The organism is Stenotrophomonas sp. STEN023 (assembly GCF_056760135.1).
The window spans coordinates 73,386-95,058 of record NZ_JBRREF010000008.1 but is presented as its reverse complement, the minus strand read 5'-3'; the positions used below and the strand labels follow the sequence as shown (position 1 = coordinate 95,058).

19 protein-coding genes are annotated in these 21,673 nt (G+C 63.9%); 5 read left to right on the top strand and 14 right to left on the bottom strand.

Annotated features, from left to right (window positions below):
* Positions 1 to 107: 107 nt before the first annotated feature.
* Positions 108 to 593 carry a CYTH domain-containing protein gene (locus tag ACVOLV_RS03975; protein ID WP_481553243.1) on the bottom strand — a complete coding sequence of 162 codons (486 nt, stop codon included), beginning with the start codon at positions 591 to 593 and terminating at the stop codon, positions 108 to 110.
* A gap of 3 nt (positions 594 to 596) precedes the next feature.
* Entirely contained in the window at positions 597 to 1,937 is a 1,341-nt protein-coding gene (gene rlmD / locus ACVOLV_RS03970; protein ID WP_481553242.1) for a 23S rRNA (uracil(1939)-C(5))-methyltransferase RlmD, read from the bottom strand.
* Positions 1,938 to 2,061: 124 nt separating this feature from the next.
* On the opposite strand from rlmD, the gene ACVOLV_RS03965 reads away from it, so the two are divergent.
* Positions 2,062 to 2,775, top strand: a complete 714-nt coding sequence (locus ACVOLV_RS03965) for an Hpt domain-containing response regulator (RefSeq protein ID WP_481553241.1) — start codon at positions 2,062 to 2,064, stop codon at positions 2,773 to 2,775.
* A 142-nt stretch (positions 2,776 to 2,917) separates the two neighbouring features.
* Here ACVOLV_RS03965 and recO read toward each other — a convergent pair whose 3' ends face one another.
* From recO to rpoE, 9 genes are all read right to left on the bottom strand, one after another.
* Positions 2,918 to 3,640: a DNA repair protein RecO gene (recO, locus tag ACVOLV_RS03960; protein WP_481553240.1), complete on the bottom strand. Its 723-nt coding sequence runs from the start codon at positions 3,638 to 3,640 to the stop codon at positions 2,918 to 2,920.
* A gap of 241 nt (positions 3,641 to 3,881) precedes the next feature.
* Positions 3,882 to 4,787 carry a GTPase Era gene (gene era, locus ACVOLV_RS03955; protein ID WP_481553239.1) on the bottom strand — a complete coding sequence of 302 codons (906 nt, stop codon included), beginning with the start codon at positions 4,785 to 4,787 and terminating at the stop codon, positions 3,882 to 3,884.
* The gene (rnc, locus tag ACVOLV_RS03950; protein ID WP_481553238.1) at positions 4,784 to 5,458 is read right to left on the bottom strand and encodes a ribonuclease III; all 675 of its coding nucleotides are present in this window, start codon (positions 5,456 to 5,458) and stop codon (positions 4,784 to 4,786) included. Before rnc ends, era begins: the two co-directional genes overlap by 4 nt.
* Positions 5,451 to 5,861: a DUF4845 domain-containing protein gene (locus ACVOLV_RS03945; protein ID WP_481553237.1), complete on the bottom strand. Its 411-nt coding sequence runs from the start codon at positions 5,859 to 5,861 to the stop codon at positions 5,451 to 5,453. The genes rnc and ACVOLV_RS03945 overlap by 8 nt, the downstream gene beginning before the upstream one ends.
* Entirely contained in the window at positions 5,858 to 6,661 is an 804-nt protein-coding gene (gene lepB / locus ACVOLV_RS03940; protein WP_481553236.1) for a signal peptidase I, read from the bottom strand. Before lepB ends, ACVOLV_RS03945 begins: the two co-directional genes overlap by 4 nt.
* Positions 6,662 to 6,765: 104 nt before the next feature.
* Positions 6,766 to 8,556: a translation elongation factor 4 gene (gene lepA, locus ACVOLV_RS03935; RefSeq protein ID WP_481553245.1), complete on the bottom strand. Its 1,791-nt coding sequence runs from the start codon at positions 8,554 to 8,556 to the stop codon at positions 6,766 to 6,768.
* 159 nt (positions 8,557 to 8,715) lie between these two features.
* Positions 8,716 to 10,236, bottom strand: a complete 1,521-nt coding sequence (locus tag ACVOLV_RS03930; RefSeq protein ID WP_481553235.1) for a DegQ family serine endoprotease — start codon at positions 10,234 to 10,236, stop codon at positions 8,716 to 8,718.
* Positions 10,237 to 10,364: 128 nt separating this feature from the next.
* Positions 10,365 to 11,261 (bottom strand): sigma-E factor negative regulatory protein, encoded by an 897-nt coding sequence (locus ACVOLV_RS03925; protein ID WP_481553234.1) that lies wholly within the window; start codon positions 11,259 to 11,261, stop codon positions 10,365 to 10,367.
* Positions 11,258 to 11,878: an RNA polymerase sigma factor RpoE gene (gene rpoE / locus ACVOLV_RS03920; protein ID WP_313170618.1), complete on the bottom strand. Its 621-nt coding sequence runs from the start codon at positions 11,876 to 11,878 to the stop codon at positions 11,258 to 11,260. The genes ACVOLV_RS03925 and rpoE overlap by 4 nt, the downstream gene beginning before the upstream one ends.
* 236 nt (positions 11,879 to 12,114) lie before the next feature.
* Here rpoE and ACVOLV_RS03915 point away from each other — a divergent pair, with 236 nt between their 5' ends.
* The gene (locus ACVOLV_RS03915; RefSeq protein WP_481553233.1) at positions 12,115 to 14,178 is read left to right on the top strand and encodes a 3-hydroxyacyl-CoA dehydrogenase NAD-binding domain-containing protein; all 2,064 of its coding nucleotides are present in this window, start codon (positions 12,115 to 12,117) and stop codon (positions 14,176 to 14,178) included.
* A gap of 265 nt (positions 14,179 to 14,443) precedes the next feature.
* On the opposite strand, the gene ACVOLV_RS03910 is transcribed toward ACVOLV_RS03915, so the two are convergent.
* The 3 genes from ACVOLV_RS03910 to ACVOLV_RS03900 form a co-directional block, all read right to left on the bottom strand.
* Positions 14,444 to 15,436, bottom strand: coding sequence for a cation diffusion facilitator family transporter (locus tag ACVOLV_RS03910; RefSeq protein ID WP_481553232.1), 993 nt, complete (start codon positions 15,434 to 15,436; stop codon positions 14,444 to 14,446).
* A gap of 93 nt (positions 15,437 to 15,529) precedes the next feature.
* A complete protein-coding gene (dsbG, locus tag ACVOLV_RS03905; protein WP_481553231.1) occupies positions 15,530 to 16,336 on the bottom strand; it encodes a thiol:disulfide interchange protein DsbG in 807 nt (268 codons plus the stop codon).
* Between the two features lie 24 nt (positions 16,337 to 16,360).
* The gene (locus ACVOLV_RS03900) at positions 16,361 to 17,158 is read right to left on the bottom strand and encodes a prolipoprotein diacylglyceryl transferase family protein (RefSeq protein ID WP_481553230.1); all 798 of its coding nucleotides are present in this window, start codon (positions 17,156 to 17,158) and stop codon (positions 16,361 to 16,363) included.
* A 139-nt stretch (positions 17,159 to 17,297) separates the two neighbouring features.
* Here ACVOLV_RS03900 and ACVOLV_RS03895 point away from each other — a divergent pair, with 139 nt between their 5' ends.
* From ACVOLV_RS03895 to ACVOLV_RS03885, 3 genes are all read left to right on the top strand, one after another.
* Positions 17,298 to 18,731 (top strand): GGDEF domain-containing protein, encoded by a 1,434-nt coding sequence (locus ACVOLV_RS03895; protein ID WP_481553229.1) that lies wholly within the window; start codon positions 17,298 to 17,300, stop codon positions 18,729 to 18,731.
* 96 nt (positions 18,732 to 18,827) lie between these two features.
* Entirely contained in the window at positions 18,828 to 19,949 is a 1,122-nt protein-coding gene (locus tag ACVOLV_RS03890; protein ID WP_481553228.1) for a metallophosphoesterase, read from the top strand.
* A gap of 204 nt (positions 19,950 to 20,153) precedes the next feature.
* A complete protein-coding gene (locus tag ACVOLV_RS03885) occupies positions 20,154 to 21,581 on the top strand; it encodes a DcaP family trimeric outer membrane transporter (protein ID WP_481553244.1) in 1,428 nt (475 codons plus the stop codon).
* Positions 21,582 to 21,673: the final 92 nt, after the last annotated feature.

The following is a 21,673-nucleotide window of genomic DNA, read 5'->3' as shown; positions in this document are numbered from 1 at the left end:
CGCCCCCCACCCCCACCCACAAAAAAAAACAACCCAAAACCCCCCCCCCCCCCCCCGCGGGCGCGCCGCGCCGCCCCCCCCCCCCCCCCGCTCCTACAAACAGCGCTTTACCACTGGCTGTACGGCTTCGATGCCAAGGCCAGATTGTAGTAACGCAATTCGTCGGTCACTTCTGCACCGGCCCAGTCGGGCTTGGTGAACACCTGATCGGCGCTCTGCAGCTCTACTTCGGCCACTACCAGCCCGGCGTTGTCAGCAAGGAATTCATCCACTTCCCACAGCAGCCCACCGTGCTGGACCAGATGCCGGCGCTTGTCGATCAGGCCTCCAACACACAGCGCCAGCAGCTCACGCGCCTCATTCACCGGCAGCGGGTAATCGAATTCCTGGCGGGTGTGGCCGAGCTCGCGCGACTTGATGTTCAGGTAGGCCTCGTCGCCCTGGATGCGCACCCGCACCGAAGCCTTCTGCGCGCCACTGTCCATCGCCGCCATATCGTTGATATAGCCCTGCGCCATCGGGATGACGGCGTGCGCAGCGGCACGCCAGTCATCGTTGGTGACAAGGAACTTGCGTTCGATCTCGATACCCACCGCTTACCTCTTCTCGAATACGGCAATGCTTTCCACGTGCGCGGTGTGCGGGAACATGTCCATCGCACCGGCCGATACCAGGGTGAAACCACGCTCGTTGACCAGGTAACCGGCATCGCGTGCCAGCGAGCCCGGGTGGCAACTCACGTAGACGATGCGCTTGAACTGTTCCAGCGGCAACTGCTTGAGCACATCGATCGCACCCGAACGTGGCGGGTCGAGCAGCAGCTTGTCGAAGCCCTGCTTCATCCACGGTGCCTGGCTTTGATCCAGGGTCAGATCGGCAGCGTAAAACTCGGCGTTGGCCAGACCATTGCGCTCGGCGTTTTCCTTGGCGCGCGCGACCAGTCCAGCCTCACCTTCCACGCCCACCACTTCGCGCACGCTGCGCGCCAGTGGCAAGGTGAAGTTGCCCAGGCCACAGAACAGGTCGAGCACGCGCTCATCCGGCTGCGCATCAAGCAGGGTCAGTGCATGCGCGATCATCTGCTGGTTGAGCTTGGCGTTGACCTGGATGAAGTCCAGCGGACGGAACGCCAGTTCCACATCCCACTGCGGCAGCGCGAACGACAGCGCAACGCCTTCAGCCGGCCACAACGGTGCCACGGTGTGCAGGCCACCGGACTGCAGGTAGATGGCAAAGCCATGTTCCTGGCCGAAAGCAATCCACGCCTGCTTGTCGGCATCGCTGAGCGGGGCGAGGTGACGCACCGTCAGCGCAATGGCCGCATCACCGGCGATGAATTCGATCTGCGGGATATCGCGCTTGCCGTCCAGGCTTTCGATGAACGCAGACAACACGCCGACCTTGCTGCCGATCTCCGGAATCACCGTCAGGCACTGCGACAGATCGGCGACAAAGCGCGGATCCAATTCGCGGAAGCCGACCAGGGTCTTGTCCTTCTTCTCGACGCGACGCACCGAGAAGCGGCCCTTGCGGCGATAGCCCCAGCTGTCGCCAACCAGCGCCGGCAACACGCTGCCCGGGCTGACATGGCCGATACGGGTCAGGTTGTCGGTCAGCACCTGCTGCTTGGCGACGATCTGCTTGGACGCTTCCAGATGCTGCAACACGCAGCCGGCACACACACCGAAATGCGGGCAACGCGGTTCAACGCGGTCCGGCGAGGCCTTGAGCACTTCGAGCGTCTTTGCTTCGTCGAAATGACGGCTCTTGGCGGTCTGCTCGGCCATCACCGTCTCATGCGGCAGGGCGCCGCTGATGAAGGTGACCTTGCTGCCCTCGCCTTCACGGCGGGCCACGCCGCGGCCGTCGTGGCTCAGGTCGAGGATGTCGGTCTGGAACGGGGTCTTGTCTATGCGGGGGGTTCTGGATCGGGCCACGTGGCAACAGGCTGCGGGCAAAAGGGCGGCCATTGTCGCAGATGCTTAACGTGAACACCCCGATGGCTTGCAGATCGCTGCGCCATCGCTAAGATGCGGGTTACAGCTGACATGGAGGCAGCAGATGAATACGCATCACCAAGGAAACCTGCCGCGCCTGCTACTGGTCGAGGACGATATGACCAGCCAGGGCTTCTTCCAGTTCGTGCTGGAATCGCTACCGGCCAAGGTCGATATCGCCGATTCCTGCGCCAGCGCGATGCGCTTGGCGCAGAGCCGAACCTACGATCTCTGGCTACTCGATGTGAACCTGCCCGATGGCAACGGTGCCAATCTGTTGCGCAGCTTGCGCGGCCTGCATCCGCAGACCACGGCGTTGGCACATACCGCCGATACCAGCCAGGAAATGCAGCACACGTTGCAGCAGGCCGGCTTCCAGGAAACACTGGTCAAACCGATCAGCCGCGATGCATTGCTGAAGAGCGTGCGTCGTGCGTTGGCGAAGTCCACGGCAAAAACCGATGGCCCCGTTGCCGAAGCTGCGCCCGATTGGGATGAATCCGCGGCGATGAGCGCCCTGAATGGGCAACAGGCACATGTACGTGCGCTGCGTGAACTGTTCCTCTCGGAGTTGCCCAGTACCCGCGATGCGGTCAGCCACGCATTGGAAGAACACGACGACAAGACCCTGCACGCGCAACTGCACAGGTTGCAGGCCAGTTGCGGCTTTGTCGGTGCTTCGCGCCTGGCCTTTGCAGTGCGTCAACTGAACCACGACCCGGCATCGATGCAGGCGCGGCAACAATTCGGCAGCGCCGTCAGCGCCCTGTTGCGCTGATCAGATGCAGTGCCGAGCCATGCTCGGCATGGCCCCTACCAGTGAAACCCCTTGCCGAGCATGGCTCGGCACTACAGGTGAAGCCCCTTGCCGAGCATGGCTCGGCACTACAGGTGAAGCCTCTGCCGAGCATGGCTCGGCACTACGGTTGCGAACGGGCGAGTTCGCCCAGCATTTCCCAGGATTTGAGGCCGCGGCCGCCGAGATGGTGCAGCAATACCGCGCGCATCTGCAGGCGCAGGCTGGCAACATCGCTGCTGTCGGGCTGTTCGTCGGCGGCCAAGGCCAGCAGCGCGCTGCCGGTGGCCAGCGCGCGCCGCTCGTTGTTGCGCTCACTCAGCAGGCGTAGCGGCCCCTGCAGTGGATCCAGTAGATAACGCGCCGCCGGATCGATCGGCTCGCCGTCGGCCGCACAACCCCAGTCGAAGCCAAAGCCCAAGGCCTCGAGCAGGTCGCGCTCGAAGCGACGCAGCGACCATGCCAGCATCTGCTCCTGATCCAGCTGGCCACGCAGCTCGCCATAAGCCGAGTACAGCTCGGGAACCGGATCCTGCCGCGGCGTCAGCCGCATCACCAGCTCGTTGATGTAGAAGCCGGCCAGCATCGCGTGGCCTTGCAGTCGCGGCGCTACATCCTGGCTTTCGGCGCGGCGCAGCTGGGCCAATTCACCGCTTTGCTGTGCATCGAACCTGATCGCCTGCAGCGGCTGCAAGGCCGCCCGCAATGCCTGTTTCTTCGGCCCCTGCACACCGCGCGCCAGCAAACCCAGGCGGCCATGCTCCAGGCTCAACACTTCGACCAGCAGGCTGGTCTCGCGCCAGGGCCGGGCATGCAGCACGTAAGCGGGCTGGTCTTCGATGCGCATCTCAAGGTGGGGAGTCGGGAATGGAGAACCGGGAGTCGGAGCAGCCCTTCACCTTGAACCAGCCGGCTCCCTTCAGACGACCTCGCGGCAGGCCGTTGCTACGAAAGTGCGTCGTCGCAGCGTCGGCCTTCATCGCGCAACCTGACCTGTTACATGCCAGCTAACAGCCGGGATCGCAAGTTGCAGCAGAACCAGGCCGTTTCCATTCCCGATCCCCTACTCCCGATTCCCGGCTGAGAGCTTACTGCTCGCCGTAGCCGAAGGCCTTAAGCGCGGCCTCGTCGTCAGACCAGCCTTCGCGCACGCGTACCCAGGTTTCCAGGAACACCTTGGCACCAAACAAACGCTCCATCTGCAGACGCGCCTTGGCGCCGATTTCCTTCAGGCGGGTGCCGCCCTTGCCGATGACAATCGCCTTCTGGCCTTCGCGCTCGACCCAGATCACCGCGCCGATGCGCAGCAGCGCACCGTCTTCGGCGAAACGCTCGATTTCCACGGTAGTGGCGTAAGGCAGTTCTTCGCCGAGCTGGCGCATCAGCTGCTCGCGGACCAGCTCACCTGCGAGGAAACGCTGGCTGCGGTCGGTGATCTCGTCTTCGCCGAACATCGGCGGGCCTTCCGGCACCAGCCCGATCAGGTCGCGGACCAGCGCGTCGAGGCCATTGCGCTTCAGCGCCGAGATCGGGTGCACAGCGGCAAATTCGCGGCCAACGGTGATCTCCTGCAGGAACGGCAGCAGCGCACCCTTGTCCTTCATCCGGTCAACCTTGTTGACGATCAGCACTACCGGCACGCCCGCATCACGCAGAACGTTGAAGGCCAGCGTGTCTTCTTCGTCCCAGCGACCGGCTTCGATCACCAGCAGGCCAACATCAACGCCTTCCAGCGACGCACGCGCGGCGCGGTTCATCACCCGGTTCATCGCGCGCTTCTGCTGGCGATGCAGTCCGGGGGTGTCGACCAGCACCAGCTGCCCTTCCGGGTAGGTGGCGATGCCGAGCAGACGATGACGGGTGGTCTGCGGTCGGTTGGAGACGATGCTGACCTTGGCGCCGACCAACGCATTGGTCAGGGTCGATTTGCCAACGTTGGGGCGGCCAATGACCGCGACGCTGCCACAGCGATGAGAGGAGGTGGTGTCGTTCACTTGGAATCCAATTGCTCTATTGCGGCCGCTGCCGCCTGTTGTTCGGCCAGCCGTCGCGAAGTGCCTTCGCCTTCGGTACTTACGGCAGGGTCAGCCACGCAACAGCGCACATGGAAGTGCTTGGCGTGGTCGTCGCCGGTCTCCGATACCAGCTCGTATACCGGCAGGGTCTTCTGCCGGGCCTGCAACCATTCCTGCAGGCGTGTTTTGGGGTCTTTCTCGGGCTTGCCTGCCGGCACCGCCGACAGCGAGGCCTCGAACCACGGCATTATCCGCTCGCGGCAAGCCTCGAAACCTGCGTCCAGATAAATGGCGCCAACCACTGCCTCGAAGGTATCGGCAAGGATGGAGTCACGGCGGTGGCCGCCGGACTTCATCTCGCCGGGGCCCAGCGTGAGCCGCTCCCCCAGCTCCAGGCTGCGCGCGATGATTGCCAATGCGGCTTCGCAGACCAGCGCCGAACGCGCGCGGGTGAGCGCGCCTTCGTCAGCCTTCGGCCAGCGCGTGAACAGCGCTTCGGCGATGAGCATGTTGACAATGCTGTCGCCCAGGAACTCCAGGCGCTCGTTATGCGGCGCACCGGCACTGCGATGGGTCAGGGCCTGCTTCAGCAGACCCTGATCCTTGAATGAGTGGCCGATCAGGTCACCCCGTTGGAACGTTCTATTCACTACCCGTCCGTTTCAGATCCTGGGATGCGTTGAACTTGCCCACCACATCGAGGTTGCCAATCATTTCGCGGCGCACTTCATAGCTGACGACCATACGCAGGCCATCCCCGGTGCGTTCGATCTTCAGGTCGCCGGGCCGCAGGTCATCGGCGTAATTCATGTCCATGCGCTTGAAGAACAGCTCCTGCACCTTGCTCGGGTCAAGGCTGCCAGAACCCGGTTCGGCGGCGATGCTCTTGAGCGCCGAGCGCACGGAGTAATACTCCTGGTACATCGGGAACAGCTTCATGCCGATGAACAGCGCGAAGCCCACTACCGCCAACACGACCAGGAACGAGGTCAGCGTCATACCTGCTTGCTTTTGCTTCATTGCGATCTCCCCAGAAACGCGTTGTCCACTCATTGAATGCCGGACCCGATGCGGGACGGCTCGAAACTACCCTTGCAGAACCAGCCTTCACAGTTCAGCCAGATCAGGAATGCCTTGCCCCGCAGATTCTCTTCCGGCAGGAAGTGGGTCTGGGTCCAGAAGCGACTGTCCTCGCTGTTGTCGCGATTGTCACCCATCACGAAGTACTGGCCTTCCGGCACCACCCAGTCGCCCTGCCCGCGCGGGTCGGCACGACCCAGCAGCTCCAGCACGGTGTGGCTGCGGCCCGGCAGTTGCTCGGTCAACAGCGAGGCGCCGGTCATTTCCGAACCCGGGCCCTTGCCGACGTATTCACCGCGGTCTTCGTAGACCATCGGCACGCCGTTGATCGACAAGGTATCGCCGTGGAAGCCAATGCGGTCGCCCGGCAGGCCGATCACGCGCTTGATCCAGTTCTGGTCCGGCGCATGCGGTGGCTTGAACACCACCACGTCGCCGCGCTTGGGCTCGGATACCGGGATGATCTTGGTATTGGTGATCGGCAGGCGGAAGCCGTAGGAGAACTTGTTGACCAGGATGAAATCGCCGATCAGCAGGTTGGGCATCATCGAGCTGGAGGGGATCTTGTACGGCTCGGCCACGAAGCTGCGCAGGATCAACACCACCGCCAGCACCGGGAAGAACGCGCGCGAGTAATCCACCACCGCCGGCTCTTCGCTGTCCAGCAGGCTGGCCTTCTCGGCACGGCGCTTGCGCAGGTACAGCTTGTCCAGCAGCACTACCAGGCCCGAGCCCAGGGTCAGCACAACCAGGATGATTTCAAACCATTTCATTCATGTTCCTTCGGAATGAGATTCGGGATTCGGGATTGGATATTCGCAACAGCCAAAGCGCATGCCGCTCTGGCGAATCCCGCATCCCGAATCCCCAATAACTGTTACTTGTCCATCTGCAGCACAGCAAGGAAGGCTTCCTGCGGGATCTCCACACGGCCGACCTGCTTCATGCGCTTCTTGCCTTCTTTCTGCTTTTCCAACAACTTCTTCTTACGCGAAACGTCGCCACCATAGCACTTGGCCAACACGTTCTTGCGCATGGCCTTGACCGTGGTACGGGCGATGATCTGCGCGCCGATCGCGGCCTGGATGGCCACGTCGAACATCTGCCGGGGGATCAGCTCCTTCATCTTCTCGCACAGCTCACGGCCACGACGATCAGCGTGGCTGCGGTGGGCGATCAGCGACAGCGCATCGACCTTGTCACCGTTGATCAGCACGTCCAGACGCACGAACGGGCCGGCGTCGAAGCGCACGAAGTGGTATTCCAGCGAGGCGTAGCCACGGCTGACCGACTTGAGCTTGTCGAAGAAGTCCAGCACCACTTCGGCCATCGGCAGCTCATAGCTGATCTGCACCTGGCTGCCCATGTAGTTGATGCCGATCTGGCTGCCGCGCTTCTCTTCGCACAGCTTGATGATGCTGCCGATGTATTCCTCGGGGGTGAGGATGTTGGCGCGGATGATCGGCTCGCGGATTTCTTCCACCTGGTTGACCGGCGGCAGCTTGGCCGGGTTGTCCATCATCACGATGGTCCCGTCGCTCTTGAGCACCTCGTAGATCACCGTCGGTGCGGTGCTGATCAGGTCGAGGTTGTACTCGCGCTCCAGCCGCTCCTGCACGATTTCCATGTGCAGCATGCCGAGGAAGCCGCAGCGGAAGCCGAAGCCCATCGCCTCGGAGCTTTCCGGCTCGAAGCGCAGCGCGGCGTCGTTCAGGCGCAGCTTATCGAGGGCTTCGCGCAGGTCCGGGTAGTCCTCGGCATCGACCGGGAACAGGCCGGCGAACACGCGCGGCTGCATTTCCTGGAAACCGGGCAAGGGCTCGGACGCCGGGTCAGCCATCAGGGTCAGGGTGTCGCCGACCGGCGCACCGTGCACATCCTTGATGCTGGCGTTGATCCAGCCCACTTCACCGGCACGCAGCGCAGGCATTTCCTTGCGCTTGGGGGTGAAGACGCCGACCTTGTCGACCAGGTGCCAACGGCCGGTGGACATGACCTGGATCTTGTCGCCGGCCTTGATCTGGCCCTGCATCACGCGCACCAGCGAGACCACGCCCAGGTAGTTGTCGAACCAGGAATCGATGATCAATGCCTGCAGCTTGTCACTGCCACGGTCGGCCGGCGGCGGGATGCGGTGCACGATGGCTTCCAGCACCTCCTCCATGTTCAGGCCGGTCTTGGCGCTGACCGCAACCGCATCGGAGGCATCGATGCCGATCACCGCCTCGATCTCGGCCTTGGCACGGTCGATGTCGGCGGTGGGCAGATCGATCTTGTTCAGCACCGGCACCACTTCCAGGCCCTGCTCGATGGCCGTGTAGCAGTTGGCAACCGACTGTGCTTCCACGCCTTGAGCCGCATCGACCACCAGCAGCGCGCCTTCGCAGGCGGCCAGCGAACGACTGACTTCATAGGAGAAGTCGACGTGGCCGGGGGTGTCGATGAAGTTCAGGAAGTAGGTCTGGCCGTTGCGGGCCGTATACGGCACCGACACCGACTGCGACTTGATCGTGATACCACGCTCGCGCTCGATCGGGTTGTTGTCCAGGACCTGCGCTTCCATTTCGCGCGCGGTCAAACCGCCACACAACTGGATGATGCGGTCGGCCAGGGTGGACTTACCGTGGTCAACGTGGGCAATGATGGAGAAGTTGCGGATCATCCGCATCGAATCATGTGACATAGGTGGCGGCGGCGGCGCTGCGTCGTCAGGATAACGGGCCATTATCGCATGCCGGAGCCAAGCCCCGCACAGGGTTTGGCCGGCAGCTGAACGAAAGGAGCCGCCCGAAGGCGGCTCCCGTTGCTATCGCAAGGTCTGGCGGGCTTATTCGCCAGCGCGGACCGGGACGAAGGCGCTGTTGGCACCGGCACGGACCAGCAACATGACCACATCGCCCTTCTTGTAGCCGGCCAGCTCCCGGTTCAGGGCGGCAACGCTGCCCACCGGGGCACGCCCGACCTGCAGCACCACCATACCCGGGGCCAGACGCGCCTCGCGGCCAGACTGGCTGTTGACGCCGGTAATCCGCACGCCCTCGCCCGACTCCAGGCCAAGCTGGCGACGCTCGGCGGCGGTCAGATCAGCCACCTCCAGCCCCAGCAAGGCATTGGCGCCGGCCTGCGGCTTGGCATCATCGCCAGCGGCGGTGGTGTTGCCCGGCCGTGCCGCATCCTCGGCCAGTTCGCTCAAGGTCACGGTGATCTCACGCGGCTTGCCGTCACGCAGGATGCTCATCCGCACCCTGCTGCCCGGCGGCATCGCGCCAATCATCGGCGGCAGCTCGCTGGAGGTATTGATCTCGGTGCCATTGACTGCACGGATCACGTCACCCACTTCGATGCCGGCCTTGGCCGCCGCACTGTCGGGCACCATCTGGTTGACCAGCGCACCACGACTATCCGGCAGTTTGAAGCCCTGCGCGATATCGCTGGTCACTTCGCCAACCATCACGCCCAACTGGCCGCGACTGACCTTGCCGGTCTTCTTGATCTGCTCGACCGCGTTCATCGCCAGATCGATCGGGATCGCGAAGCTGATGCCCATGTAGCCGCCAGATGCGGAGAAGATCTGCGAGTTGATGCCAACCACTTCACCACGCGTATTCAGCAGCGGACCGCCGGAATTGCCCTGGTTGATCGCCACGTCGGTCTGGATGAAGGGCACATAGCGCTGCTCCTGGCCGCCGGTATTGCGGCCCAAGGCACTGACGATGCCTGCGGTGACCGAGTGGTCCAGGCCGAACGGCGAGCCGATCGCCACCACCCACTGGCCCGGCTTGAGCGTATTGGAATCACCTACCCGCACGGTCGGCAGGTTGCGGCCTTCGACCTTCAACAAGGCCACGTCGTACTGGGCGTCGCTGCCAACCACCTTGGCAGTGAACTCGCGGCGATCACTCAAAGTGATCTTGACCGACTCGGCACCGTCGATGACGTGGTGGTTGGTCAGTACATAGCCGTCATTGGAAATGATGAAGCCCGAGCCCATGCTGCGCCCACGCGGGCCACTGTCCGGCCCCTGCTGGCCCGGCCCCGGCATCTGGAAATCCGGACCGAAGAAGCGGCGGAAGAACTCCGGCATCTGGTCCATGTCCGGGCCCTGCTGGGCAGCACGCGGATTGCGGCGCGCACCGATCACGGTATCGACCTTGACCACGCCCGGGCCAACCTGGTCGACCAGCTGGGTGAAGTCAGGCAGGCCCTGCACCAGCTGCGGCGCGGGCGCGGCACGGGTAGCGGCCACCTGCGCGGCCGGCGCATCCGGTGCCGGGCTCTGCGCGCAGGCCACCAACGGCAGGGTCATCGCCAGCAGGCCAAACACCTTGTTTTGGATACGTGGGGTCATCAGCTTCGAGCCTCCAATTCAGTCAAAGCGGGAAAGAACAGCCAAGCCCGGTACGCCAGCCAACAGCGCACAAACCTGGAATCCGGGGAAAACCGGTCGCCCAGAGGCGGACGACCGGCAAGCAACACTCATTGACGCGGCAGCAGCCTGCGCGACTCGGCATCGTCGGCATTTTGTGCCGGCATACGCGGTTCAAACGGGTAGAACGTCGCCCCACCCTGCTCCTGCGCAGGGAAACTGGCGTTGAGAGCGCCCTGCGACAGCGACGGCGCCACCGTCGAACGGGGCCATGGCCGTGCATGCAGCACACCATTGCCGGTGGCAAACGGGTCCTGCCGCAGCGCCGGGGTTGCCGGCATTACCGGCGCGGAAGCAATTGCGCGCTGCGGCTCGGCCATGCGCGCGGTACCGGCGCGTGCCGCCTGCTGGGTGCGGGTTGCACTGCCACGGCGGGCGCTGGCGTCCTGACGGCGGCTCACTGCGGCAGCAACTGCAGGAGCAGCAGCCACCAGCCCGGCGACATTGCCAGCATCAGCCGCGGTCGGCGCCGAAGGTTGCACGGGCGCAGGCGCGACTTCCGCCGTGGTCGCGATGACCGGCGTGGGCGCACTGGTTTCCGGCAGCTGCTCACGGGCCATGAACAAGGCCACCGCAGCCACCGAGGCGGCCAAGGCGGCACCGCCACCCCAACGCCGCCAGCCCGTGCGAGCCGCGCGTTGCGGCGCGGGTGCGGCAAGCACCGGCCCATTCTGGCGGGCATCGGCGTCCACCGCCTGACGCACCCGCGCACTGAAATCCGAGGGTGCCGGTGCACAGGCCTGGCCGCGCATCACATCACCCAGGACCTGCCAGCGCTCCTGGCAGGCCGAAAGCTCGCTGTCGTGTTCCAGCCGGCGCAGCATGAAACGCGCCTCATCGGCGGCCAGCTCGCCATCCACCAGCGCCGACAGCTGCTGGCGGTAGTGCAATTCGAATTTGTCCGGCGCAGCACCGGCCGATACCGGGTTACGGTCTTGCGGGTTCATACGCGACTCCGTTCACGGGTAGCGCTGGGGGTATCCAGCAAGGGACGCAGCTGTGCATCAATGGCCTCACGGGCACGGAAGATCCGCGACCGCACCGTGCCGATCGGGCATCCCATTTTCTGCGCGATATCCTCGTAACTCATGCCTTCCACCTCTCGCAACGTAATGGCTGAGCGCAGCTCTTCGGGCAACGCATCAACCGCCTTCATCACGGTCTGTTCCAGTTCCTGGCGCATCAACTCACGCTCCGGCGTGTCGTTGTCGCGCAAGCGGACCCCACTGTCGAACTGCTCGGCGTCACCAATTTCAATGTCGTCGGTGGGGGGGCGCCGGTTGTGTGCTGCCAAGTAGTTTTTTGCGGTATTCACTGCAATCCGATGCAACCAGGTATAGAACTGAGCGTCGCCACGGAAATTCCCGAGCGCACGGTAAGCGCGCACGAAAGTGTCCTGGGCCACGTCCTGACATTCACTCCAGTCGGCGATGTAGCGCCCGATCAACGCGATGATCCGATGCTGGTACTTGCGTACCAACACATCGAACGCCGCGCTTTCGCCGCGCTGCACACGCCGGACCAGTTCCAGGTCCAGCTCCTGCGGTGTTTCAACCTCGGCCATAACGGGCCGCACTCCTGTCAGCCCAACCGACGTCGGGCATTAAGACCGCTGTTCGCGGCGAAAGTTCAGCACCCTGTCCCAGCGGCACCGCACCAGCTTTTAACTCCCGTTCGGCTAACCTGCAGGGGCGCTGACCAGATAAGCACAACACATTTCCTGACATTGGGATTTGACGGCAGGGAAACAACCTCTGGATCATAGCGGCCTTCTCCATACACAACCGGATGGAACGTCCCATGCTCTCAGGCTTCGACGGGCTCCGCTTCAATCATTGGCAAACCGAGCTGCGCGAGGATGGCGTGGCAGTGCTCAGCCTCGACCGCAAGGACAGCCCGGTCAATGCCATGTCGCAGGACGTACTGCTGGAACTGGGCGATATCGTCGAGCGCCTGGCCATCGACCCGCCCAAGGGCGTGGTGGTGCGCTCGACCAAGGCGGCCGGCTTCATTGCTGGCGCCGACCTGAAGGAATTCCAGGAATTTGACCGCCGCGGCACCGTCAATGACGCCATCCGCCGTGGCCAGAGCGTTTACCAGAAGCTGGCCGAACTGCCCTGCCCGACCGTCGCCGCGATCCACGGCCACTGCCTGGGCGGCGGCACCGAGCTGGCGCTGGCCTGCCGTTACCGCGTGGCCTCCAACGATCAATCCACCCGCATCGGCCTGCCGGAGACCCAGCTGGGCATCTTCCCCGGCTGGGGCGGCAGTTCGCGCCTGCCACAGCTGGTCGGCGCGCCGGCGGCGATGGACATGATGCTGACCGGCCGCACCCTGTCGGCCTCGGCCGCGCGTGCAATCGGCCTGGTCGACAAGGTCGCCGCCCCGGCGGTGCTGGTCGATGCGGCCATCGCGCTGCTGCAGACCGGGGTGACCCGCCCGTTCAAGCAACGCGCCACCGCCTGGGCCACCAATACCTTCCTGGCCCGCAAGATCCTCGCCCCGCAGATGGCCAAGCAGGTCGCACGCAAGGCCAAGAAGGACCAGTACCCGGCACCCTACGCGCTGATCAGCACCTGGGAGCGCACCGGCGGCAGCCCGATCCAGAAGCGCCTGGACGCCGAGCGCCGCGCCGTGGTCAAGCTGGCCAGCAGCCCGACCGCGCGCAACCTGATCCGCATCTTCTTCCTGACCGAACGGCTCAAGGGCCTGGGCGGCAAGGACTCGGGCATAAAGCACGTGCACGTGGTCGGTGCCGGCGTGATGGGCGGCGATATCGCTGCCTGGGCGGCCTACAAGGGCTTCAACGTGACCCTGCAGGACCGTGAGCAGCGCTTCATCGACCCCGCCATGACCCGCGCGCAGGCGCTGTTCGACAAGAAGGTGCGCGACGAGAGCAAGCGCCCGGAAGTGGCCGCACGGCTGAAGGCCGACCTGGCCGGTGACGGCGTGGCGCAGGCCGATCTGGTGATCGAAGCCATCATCGAGAACCCGGAAGCCAAGCGTGCGCTGTACCAGACGCTGGAGCCGAAGATGAAGGCCGATGCGCTGCTGACCACCAACACCTCCTCGATCCCGCTGGTCGAGCTGCGTGACCACATCCAGCGCCCGGCGCAGTTTGCCGGCCTGCATTACTTCAACCCGGTCGCGCAGATGCCGCTGGTGGAGATCATCCACCACGACGGCATGGCGCCGGAAACCGAGAAGCGTCTGGCTGCGTTCTGCAAGGCCTTGGGCAAGTTCCCGGTGCCGGTGGCTGGCACGCCCGGCTTCCTGGTCAACCGCGTGCTGTTCCCGTACATGCTGGAAGCCGCCACCGCCTATGCCGAAGGCATCCCCGGCCCGGTGATCGACAAGGCGGCGGTCAAGTTCGGCATGCCGATGGGCCCGATCGAGCTGCTGGATACGGTGGGCCTGGACGTGGCCGCTGGCGTTGGCAAGGAACTGGCACCGTTCCTCGGCCTGCAGATCCCGGCCGCATTGGCGACCGTCGAGCCGAACAAGCGCGGCAAGAAGGACGGCCAGGGCATCTACAAGTGGGAAAACGGCCGCGCAGTGAAGCCGGAAGTTGCCAAGGACTACCAGGCACCGTCGGATCTGGAAGACCGTTTGATCCTGCCGTTGCTCAACGAAGCAGTGGCCTGCCTGCACGATGGCGTGGTCGCCGATGCCGACCTGCTTGATGCGGGGGTTATCTTCGGCACCGGTTTCGCCCCGTTCCGTGGCGGCCCGATCCAGCATATCCGCGCGACTGGCGTGGATGTCCTGGTCGAGAAGCTGAAGACCTTGCAGGCACGCCATGGCGATCGCTTCGCACCGCGCAAGGGCTGGGAGATGCCGGAGCTGCGTGAGCCGGTGGTTTGAGTTCCTGGCAGTTGATCGAATGAAAAACGGAGCCGAGAGGCTCCGTTTCTCATTCCACCTGTAGTGCCGAGCCATGCTCGGCAAGGGCCTTACAGAAAGTGCCCGAGCCCCAGGTTGTGGGAGCGGCGTAAGCCGCGAAGCCACAGATCAATCAGATTGCAGTTGTTCCGGTGATTTCAGCAATGCCAGCTTCGCGGCTTACGCCGCTCCTACAGTGCCAAAATCCACAGACAAAGCCGCTGCCGAGCATGGCTCGGCACTACCTCTAGCGGTGCACATGGCCGTGGTGACCTTGCTCGTCCGGCCCGTGCGAATGGCCCTCATGATCATGATCATGATCATGGTCGTGGTCACCGCCGCCCACCTTCTTGTCGGCACAATCATCGCCGCAGTGATCCGCTTCAACCTGCACCGTCACATGATCGATATCAAACCGCTCATGCAGCAGGTCCGCCAGCTGTCGACGCAATACGTCCGGCGCCTGCCCGTCATTCATCACCACATGCACGGTCAAGGCCGGCGTGCTCGATGCCAGCGCCCACACATGCAGATCATGGATACCGGCAACGCCGGCATGGCCGCGTAGCGCCTGCTCGATATCCGCCAGCACCACGCCCTTGGGCACGCCTTCCAGCAATACATTGATCGCATCGCGCAGCAGCACCCAGGTGCGTGGCAGCACCCACAGGCCGATCAGCACCGCCAGGATCGGATCCACCAGGGTCCAACCGGTGAAGTGGATGATCAGACCGCCAATGATCACCGCCACCGAGCCGAGCATATCGCTCCACACTTCCAGGTAGGCGCCTTTGACGTTAAGGCTCTCGCCGCTGCCAGCACTGAGCAGACGCATCGCGATCAGGTTCACCACCAATCCAAACGCAGCCACCCACATCATGCCGGTGGAGGCAATGTCCTGCGGCTGCTGGAAGCGCTGCACGGCCTCGAACAGGATGTAGATGCCGACGCCGAACAACAGCAGGCCATTGGCCACCGCGCCCAAGGCCTCCAACCGCGCATAACCATAGGTGCGCTTGGCATCGGGCGGACGCCGGCTCAGGCGAACGGCGGTCAAGGCGATCATCAGCCCGATGGCATCGGTCGCCATGTGCGCGGCATCGGACAACAGCGCCAGGCTGTTGGTCCAGAACGCGCCGATGACTTCCACCACCAGATAGGCGGTGGTCAGGCCCAGCGCCCACCACAGTGGTTTCTCGTGGCGGATTTCGCTGGGCAGATGGTTGTGGTCGTGACTCATGGCTGGCTCCTCTACTAGCTCCTTACAGCGGGGGCCAGCTTAGTCAGCCAGTGGCGGCGGAGACTATTACATCGCCGCCGCCTGCTTCAGCGATTAGCGCGGGCCGAGCACCGTCTGCATGTCATCGCCCTGCGGCATGCCCGAACGCATCTGCACCGTGCCGTCGGCATCCTTGAACAGGATGCCCGGCGTACCCTGGAAGCCCAGATCCAGCATCAAGGCCTCGTTGGCACGCAGCTTGGTCTGCACCGCCGCCGGCACCGTCGCCAGCGGCTTGATGCCACCCTTGGCGAAATCGCGCTCGTTCTGGATCAACGCCTGCTCCGGCGAGGCGGCACCCAGAATGGCAGCGGCCTTGTTGGCACTGTCCTCGCGGATCACACCGACCAGAATCTGCCGGATCTGCACCTTGCCTGCGGCCACCCACGGCTGCGCCGCTTCCCAGAAGCGGTTGCAGTAGGGGCAGTTCGGGTCACTGAAGGAATAAATGACACGCGGCGCATCGGCCTTGCCATCGCGTACCCAATGGCTGGCTTCCACCTTGGCCCAGGCCTGCTGGCCCATCGGCCCGGACACCAGCTCCTTGAGCTTGGCAGCGCTGACATCCTCACCCTTGGCGTTCACCAACGTGCCAACCACCGCGTACTCACCATCCTTGGACACGTACACGCCCAGCGGGCGCTGACCAGCGACGCCGGCATAGCCGGTCAGGCCAACCGGCGTTTCGAACGTGCCCATGAACTCCACACCCTGCGAACGCAGGGTCTTCACTACTGCCGGCTCATTGGCCGCGGCCGGCTTGGCAGCGGAAGCAGCCGGGGCAGTGGCGGTCTGCGCGCAAGCCAACGGCGTCAGCGTCATGGCGGACAACAACAGCAACATCGAACGGGAACGCATCATCGTGTATCTCTTTCAGGAAAGGAGTTATTGCATTTCGCGCAGACGCGCTTCCAGCGTGGCGCGCGACAGCTCGCCCATATGCACATTGCGCAGCCGCCCATCGGCGCCGAAGAACAGCGTTGTCGGCAGGGCGCGGGCACCGGTCTGCTGCATTACCCGCGACTCTGCATCCAGCAGCACGTTGCTCAACTGCATGTTTTCGGCGCGTAGATAGTCGGCGACTTCATCGCGGGTTTCGCCTTGATTGGCAAACACGAACTGCACTTGCGGATGCGCCTGCTGCGCCTGCGCCAGCACCGGCATCTCGCGCCGGCAAGGCCCGCACCAGGTCGCCCACAGATTGATCACGGTTGGCTTGCCGGCAAATGCAGCCAGCGGTGCTGGCTTGTCCTGCATGTCAACCAGCACTGCGTCCGGCAACGGAATGGATGAGCGCTGCATTGCAAACAGCGCCATCCCACCAATTGCCCAGAACGCCGCGCCAGCGGCCAGACCCAGCAGCACCGGCTTGCGCAGAATGCGCTGGCGGGTCTTCCACAGCGCGTAGGCGGCGGCGACCAGCAGGCCGGCCCATATCGAATAACCGCCATCGCCCAGACGAATGATGGACAGCGGCTGCGCGAGATAGTCGCCAGCATGCAGCGCCACATGGCCCATCCGTGCGCCCAGCAAGCCCAGCAGAAACGCATCCAGAACCACCGCGCCGGCACGGCTGCGCATTCCATCGGCAGCTGGTGCCAATGCACGCGCGAACAACCAGCCAATTGCCAGCGCCACCAGTGCAACCAGCGCCATCAACGGAAACGGGCCGGCGCTGATCATTCCGCCATTCCGATAGTGGTGCCCAGCACAAGCGAACTTGAACAAACAGTGAATCCAGCCATCAACACAACGTCCTCAAAAACCTGTTGTTGCTGCCGATAATAGTCGGCTGCCTCTTGGCACTTTACCGGTCGTACGCATGAACATCGTCCCCGCACCACCCCCAGACACCGACAGCAACGCGCTCGCAGATGCCTGGAAACACAGCCTCGACGCCGCCGGTGCCGAGGCGAGCCAGATCCTCGCGAGCCTGGCCGACGCGCATGCCGCTGAACTGGCCGCGCATTTTTACAAGGTCATGATGAACGACGCGCGTGCCTCACGCTCGATGTCACATGACCAGGTGCGGGTACGACTGCAGCCGGCCATGCAGCGCTGGGTCAAGGACCTGCTGCGCGCCACGTCCGCCGACGTCCAACAGCTGATTGCCAACCAGCGCGTCATCGGCGATGTGCATGCACGCGTGGGCATACCGGTTGACTTGGTCACCCGTGGCACCCGCGTGCTGAAGCAACGCCTGTTCCAGCTGATCGGCGCGCAGGCCGGACACTCCGAAGCCGCACATGCCGCCATTGCCAGCCTCACCGCATCGTTCGACATCGCGCTGGAGGGTATGACACTTGCCTATTCCAATGCACGGGAACGTTCCTCACGCACGGATGCCGCCTATCGACTGTTCTCACTGGTGCAGAACGTCGGCACCGAGCGCGAACGTCAGCGTGCGCTGTTGCTGGACTGGGAAAACACCCTTCTGTACGCCCTTGCGGCACAGGGCGACCTGGGCAGCTTCCAGACCTTGGAACGTTCGGAGTTCGGCCTGTGGTTCAACCACAAGGGCATTCCGAGCTTTGGCGAAAGCTCGGAAACGCGGCAGATCACCGGTCTGGTCCACGAGGTCGACCAGTTGCTGCAACACACCCTGCAGCAGGACAGCGACCCGGCCGCGCGCTCGGCGCAACTGCAGGACGTGCGTTCCAAGGTCGGCCAGATCCGCACCTTGCTGGGCATGTTGTTCGAGCGCATCGGCGAACTGGATGCCGGTTGCGACGCCTTGACCAACCTGCTCAACCGCCGCTTCCTGCCCACCGTATTGCGCCGTGAGATCGAGCTGGCCGAAAAGTCCGCCGACAGCTTCGCCGTGCTGTTGCTGGATCTGGACCATTTCAAAGCCATCAACGATGAGCACGGCCATGAAGCCGGTGATCGCGCCCTGCAGCATGTGGCCGGCATCCTCAGCCAGTTCACCCGTGGCAGCGACTATGTATTCCGCTATGGCGGCGAGGAATTCGTCGTGGTGCTGGTGGCGGTGGAAGAACGTCAGGCCATGGTGATTGCCGATGGCCTGTGTCGCCGCATTATCGATACCCCCGTCACCTTGGCCGATGGCCAGCTGCTGCCGATCAGCGCCAGCATCGGCGTTGCCCTTTACGACGGCCACCCGGACTACGAGCGGGTGATGGCACGTGCTGATGCGGCCATGTACCAGGCCAAGAAGCAGGGCCGCAATCGGGTGGTACTGGGCAGCGATGCCTTGCCCACCGCACCGGGCCGCAACGCATTGCGCCGCGACTGAGCAGCACGCATAACCAACCGATAGCACATGCAGATGCGGCAACAGCGGCCTAGGCTGCCAACGGGCGCAACAAGGCGCCCGCCATCGGAACCCCCAATGTCTGTAGCCCGCGCCCTGCTCATCCTGCCGCTATGTGGCGCCCTGCCCGCCGTGGATGCGGGTGCCCGCGAGGTCCCTGAGCCGGCTGCATATGTGCAGGCCGACGGTCCTTACGTGTTCCGCGACGGTAGCCGCCTGCAGGCGCATTGGATCTGCGAAGACCAGGTGATATCCCGTCAATTGAAGGGCAAGCGCGGTGCAGCCATCAGCGTCGCAGCGCGATGCGGCTATCCGCATCCGCTGCGTGTTGCCCCGCTTGCCACGACTGCTGCATCGGTGCTGCCTGCGGTACCGCGCATCGTCGCCGTCTCCGACATCCATGGCCAGTACGCCTTGCTGCAGCAGTTGCTGCGCGCCAATGGTGTGATCGACAGCGACGACAACTGGGCATTGGCACAGGACACGCTGATCATCGCCGGTGATGTATTCGACCGTGGCCCGCAGGTCACCGAGACGTTCTGGCTGCTCTACAGCCTGCAGCAACAGGCCGCGCAGGCAGGCGGCGCAGTGCACTTCGTGCTTGGCAACCACGAAACCATGACGCTGTACGACGACCTGCGCTACGTCAATCCCAAGTACCTGCGCAGCGCACAGCTGCTGGGCCGCAGCTACCCGCAACTGTACGGCGCCGATTCGGTGATCGGGCAGTGGCTGCGCACCCGCCCGGTGCTGCTACGCATAGGCGATACATTGTTCCTGCACGGCGGTATTTCGCCCGACGCACTGCAACTCGCACTCGATCCAGCGGCCACCAACGCCGCCTACCAGGCCTCACTGGGCCGGCCCAAGGCGGAGGTGAAGGCAGATCCGTCCACCGCAGCGCTGTACGACGGCAAGACCAGCCCGATCTGGTACCGCGGCTATTTCAACGGCCAGTTGGATACCGCCGGTGTGCAGGCCGTGCTTGACCAGCTCGGGCTCAAGCGCATCGTGGTCGGACACACCTCGATGCCGCATGTCAGCAGCTTCCATGGCGATCGCATCATCGCCATCGACAGCAGCATCAAGGACGGCGAGAGCGGCGAGCTACTGTTCATCGAGGACGGCAAGCTCAGTCGCGGGCTGCTGGATGGCAGTCGGGTTTCGCTGGAAACCGGCCGGATGAATGGCGAAGACTGAAGCCAGCCCTGCTATCAGAAATCACGGTTTATGACATTGGGTTTCATCCTAAATTCACGTAGTCATAACCTGATTTCAACGATGGTAAATGGGCAGGTTTTGCGCGGGCCGAGGGAGGCGACCTGCGCGTAACCACCTATGCGACAGGTGAAATCGCGGCGGGGATCCGTCCCGGCCGTGAGTGGCATTTCTTTCTCCACGGAACTGGCGATGAAACCACTGACGCTGGCCACACTGCTGCCACTTGCGCTGCTGCCCTGTGCGGCAAACGCGCAGGACTCCGTTGCTGCACTGCGCGCGGAGATCGCCCAGGCCCAGCAGCATCTGCAAACACTCAACGCACGGCTTGATGCGCTGGAACAGGGACAGGCAAGCCCCACCCCGAAACCTCCACCACTTCCGCCACCGCAAGCCACGGTTTCCCTCTTGGATGCGGCAGTTCCCGGCACCGGCAAAGCGGCTGCCGCACAGACCATACTACCGGCGCGCGACTCGGTCGCAGACCCTTCCACTGCCGCCTCACGCCTGGACAACGCACCGTCACCGACCGATCCGGAACTGAAAGGTTTCATTGCAATCCCAGGCACCGAGACAATGATCAGGCTCGGTGGCTACGCAAAACTCGACGCCACCGCCGACCGACGGCCCGCCGGTGATACCGAGCAGTTCATCACCTCATCGATTCCGGTCGACAGCCCGCACCGCGATGTCTCGCACTTCGGCATGCACGCCAAGCAGACCCGCTTCAGCTTCGAAGCGCGGCGCCCCACCACGCACGGCAAGCTGCGCTTCTACCTGGAGAACGACTTCTTCGGCAGCAGCGACAGCTACGAGTTCCGCCTGCGCCACGCCTACGGCCAGTTGGGTAATACCTATGCCGGCTACGGCTATTCCACCTTCATGGATGCCGACTCGCTGCCAGACACGCTGGACTTTGCCGGCCCTGGCGCGGCTGGCTACCTGCTGGTGGCTGGTATCCACCACAGTTTTGCGCTGGGCAAGGGCAACAGCGTGACCGTGGCGGCCGAAAACCCTGATTCGCAGCTGGCCAATACCGGCGACAACGACAGCAAGACTGAGCACCTGCCCGACATCAGCCTGGTCGCACGCATGGAGCGCGATTGGGGCCACCTGCAGTTGGGCGCGGTGCTGCGCAGCCTGGGCTACGACGGCGATGGCCGCAGCGACCGTACGTTCGGCGGCGGTCTGCAGCTGAGTGGTTCCTACGCGATAGCCGAGCGCGACCTGCTGCTGTTCGGCCTGATTGGCGGCAAGGGCATAAGCCGCTATACCGCCGACCTGACCGGCTCCAATCTCGACGCCGCCCTCGATACCGACGGACGCCTCAAGGCGCTGCCATTGCGTGGCGGCTTCTTCGGCTATACCCACTACTGGTCGGAGCTTTGGCGTTCCAACCTGATCTACGGACAACTGCAGATCGACAGCGCCGATGCCTTGGCCAGCGACGCGTTCCGGCGCAGCCGTTACGCGGCATTGAACCTGCTGTGGAGCCCGGCACCGTCCTGGACCATGGGCATGGAACTGCTCTACGGCCAGCAGCAACTGCAGAACGGCCGCGATGCGGACACCCTGCGCCTGCAGGGCAGCCTGCAATACAACTTCATCAAGTAACAGGCAGCCGATGACCGCACCTCAAGTGCGGCTGGCCACCCAACGATTCACGCAATGTCCTTCCCATCGAATTACCCGGCATCGCCGGTGAG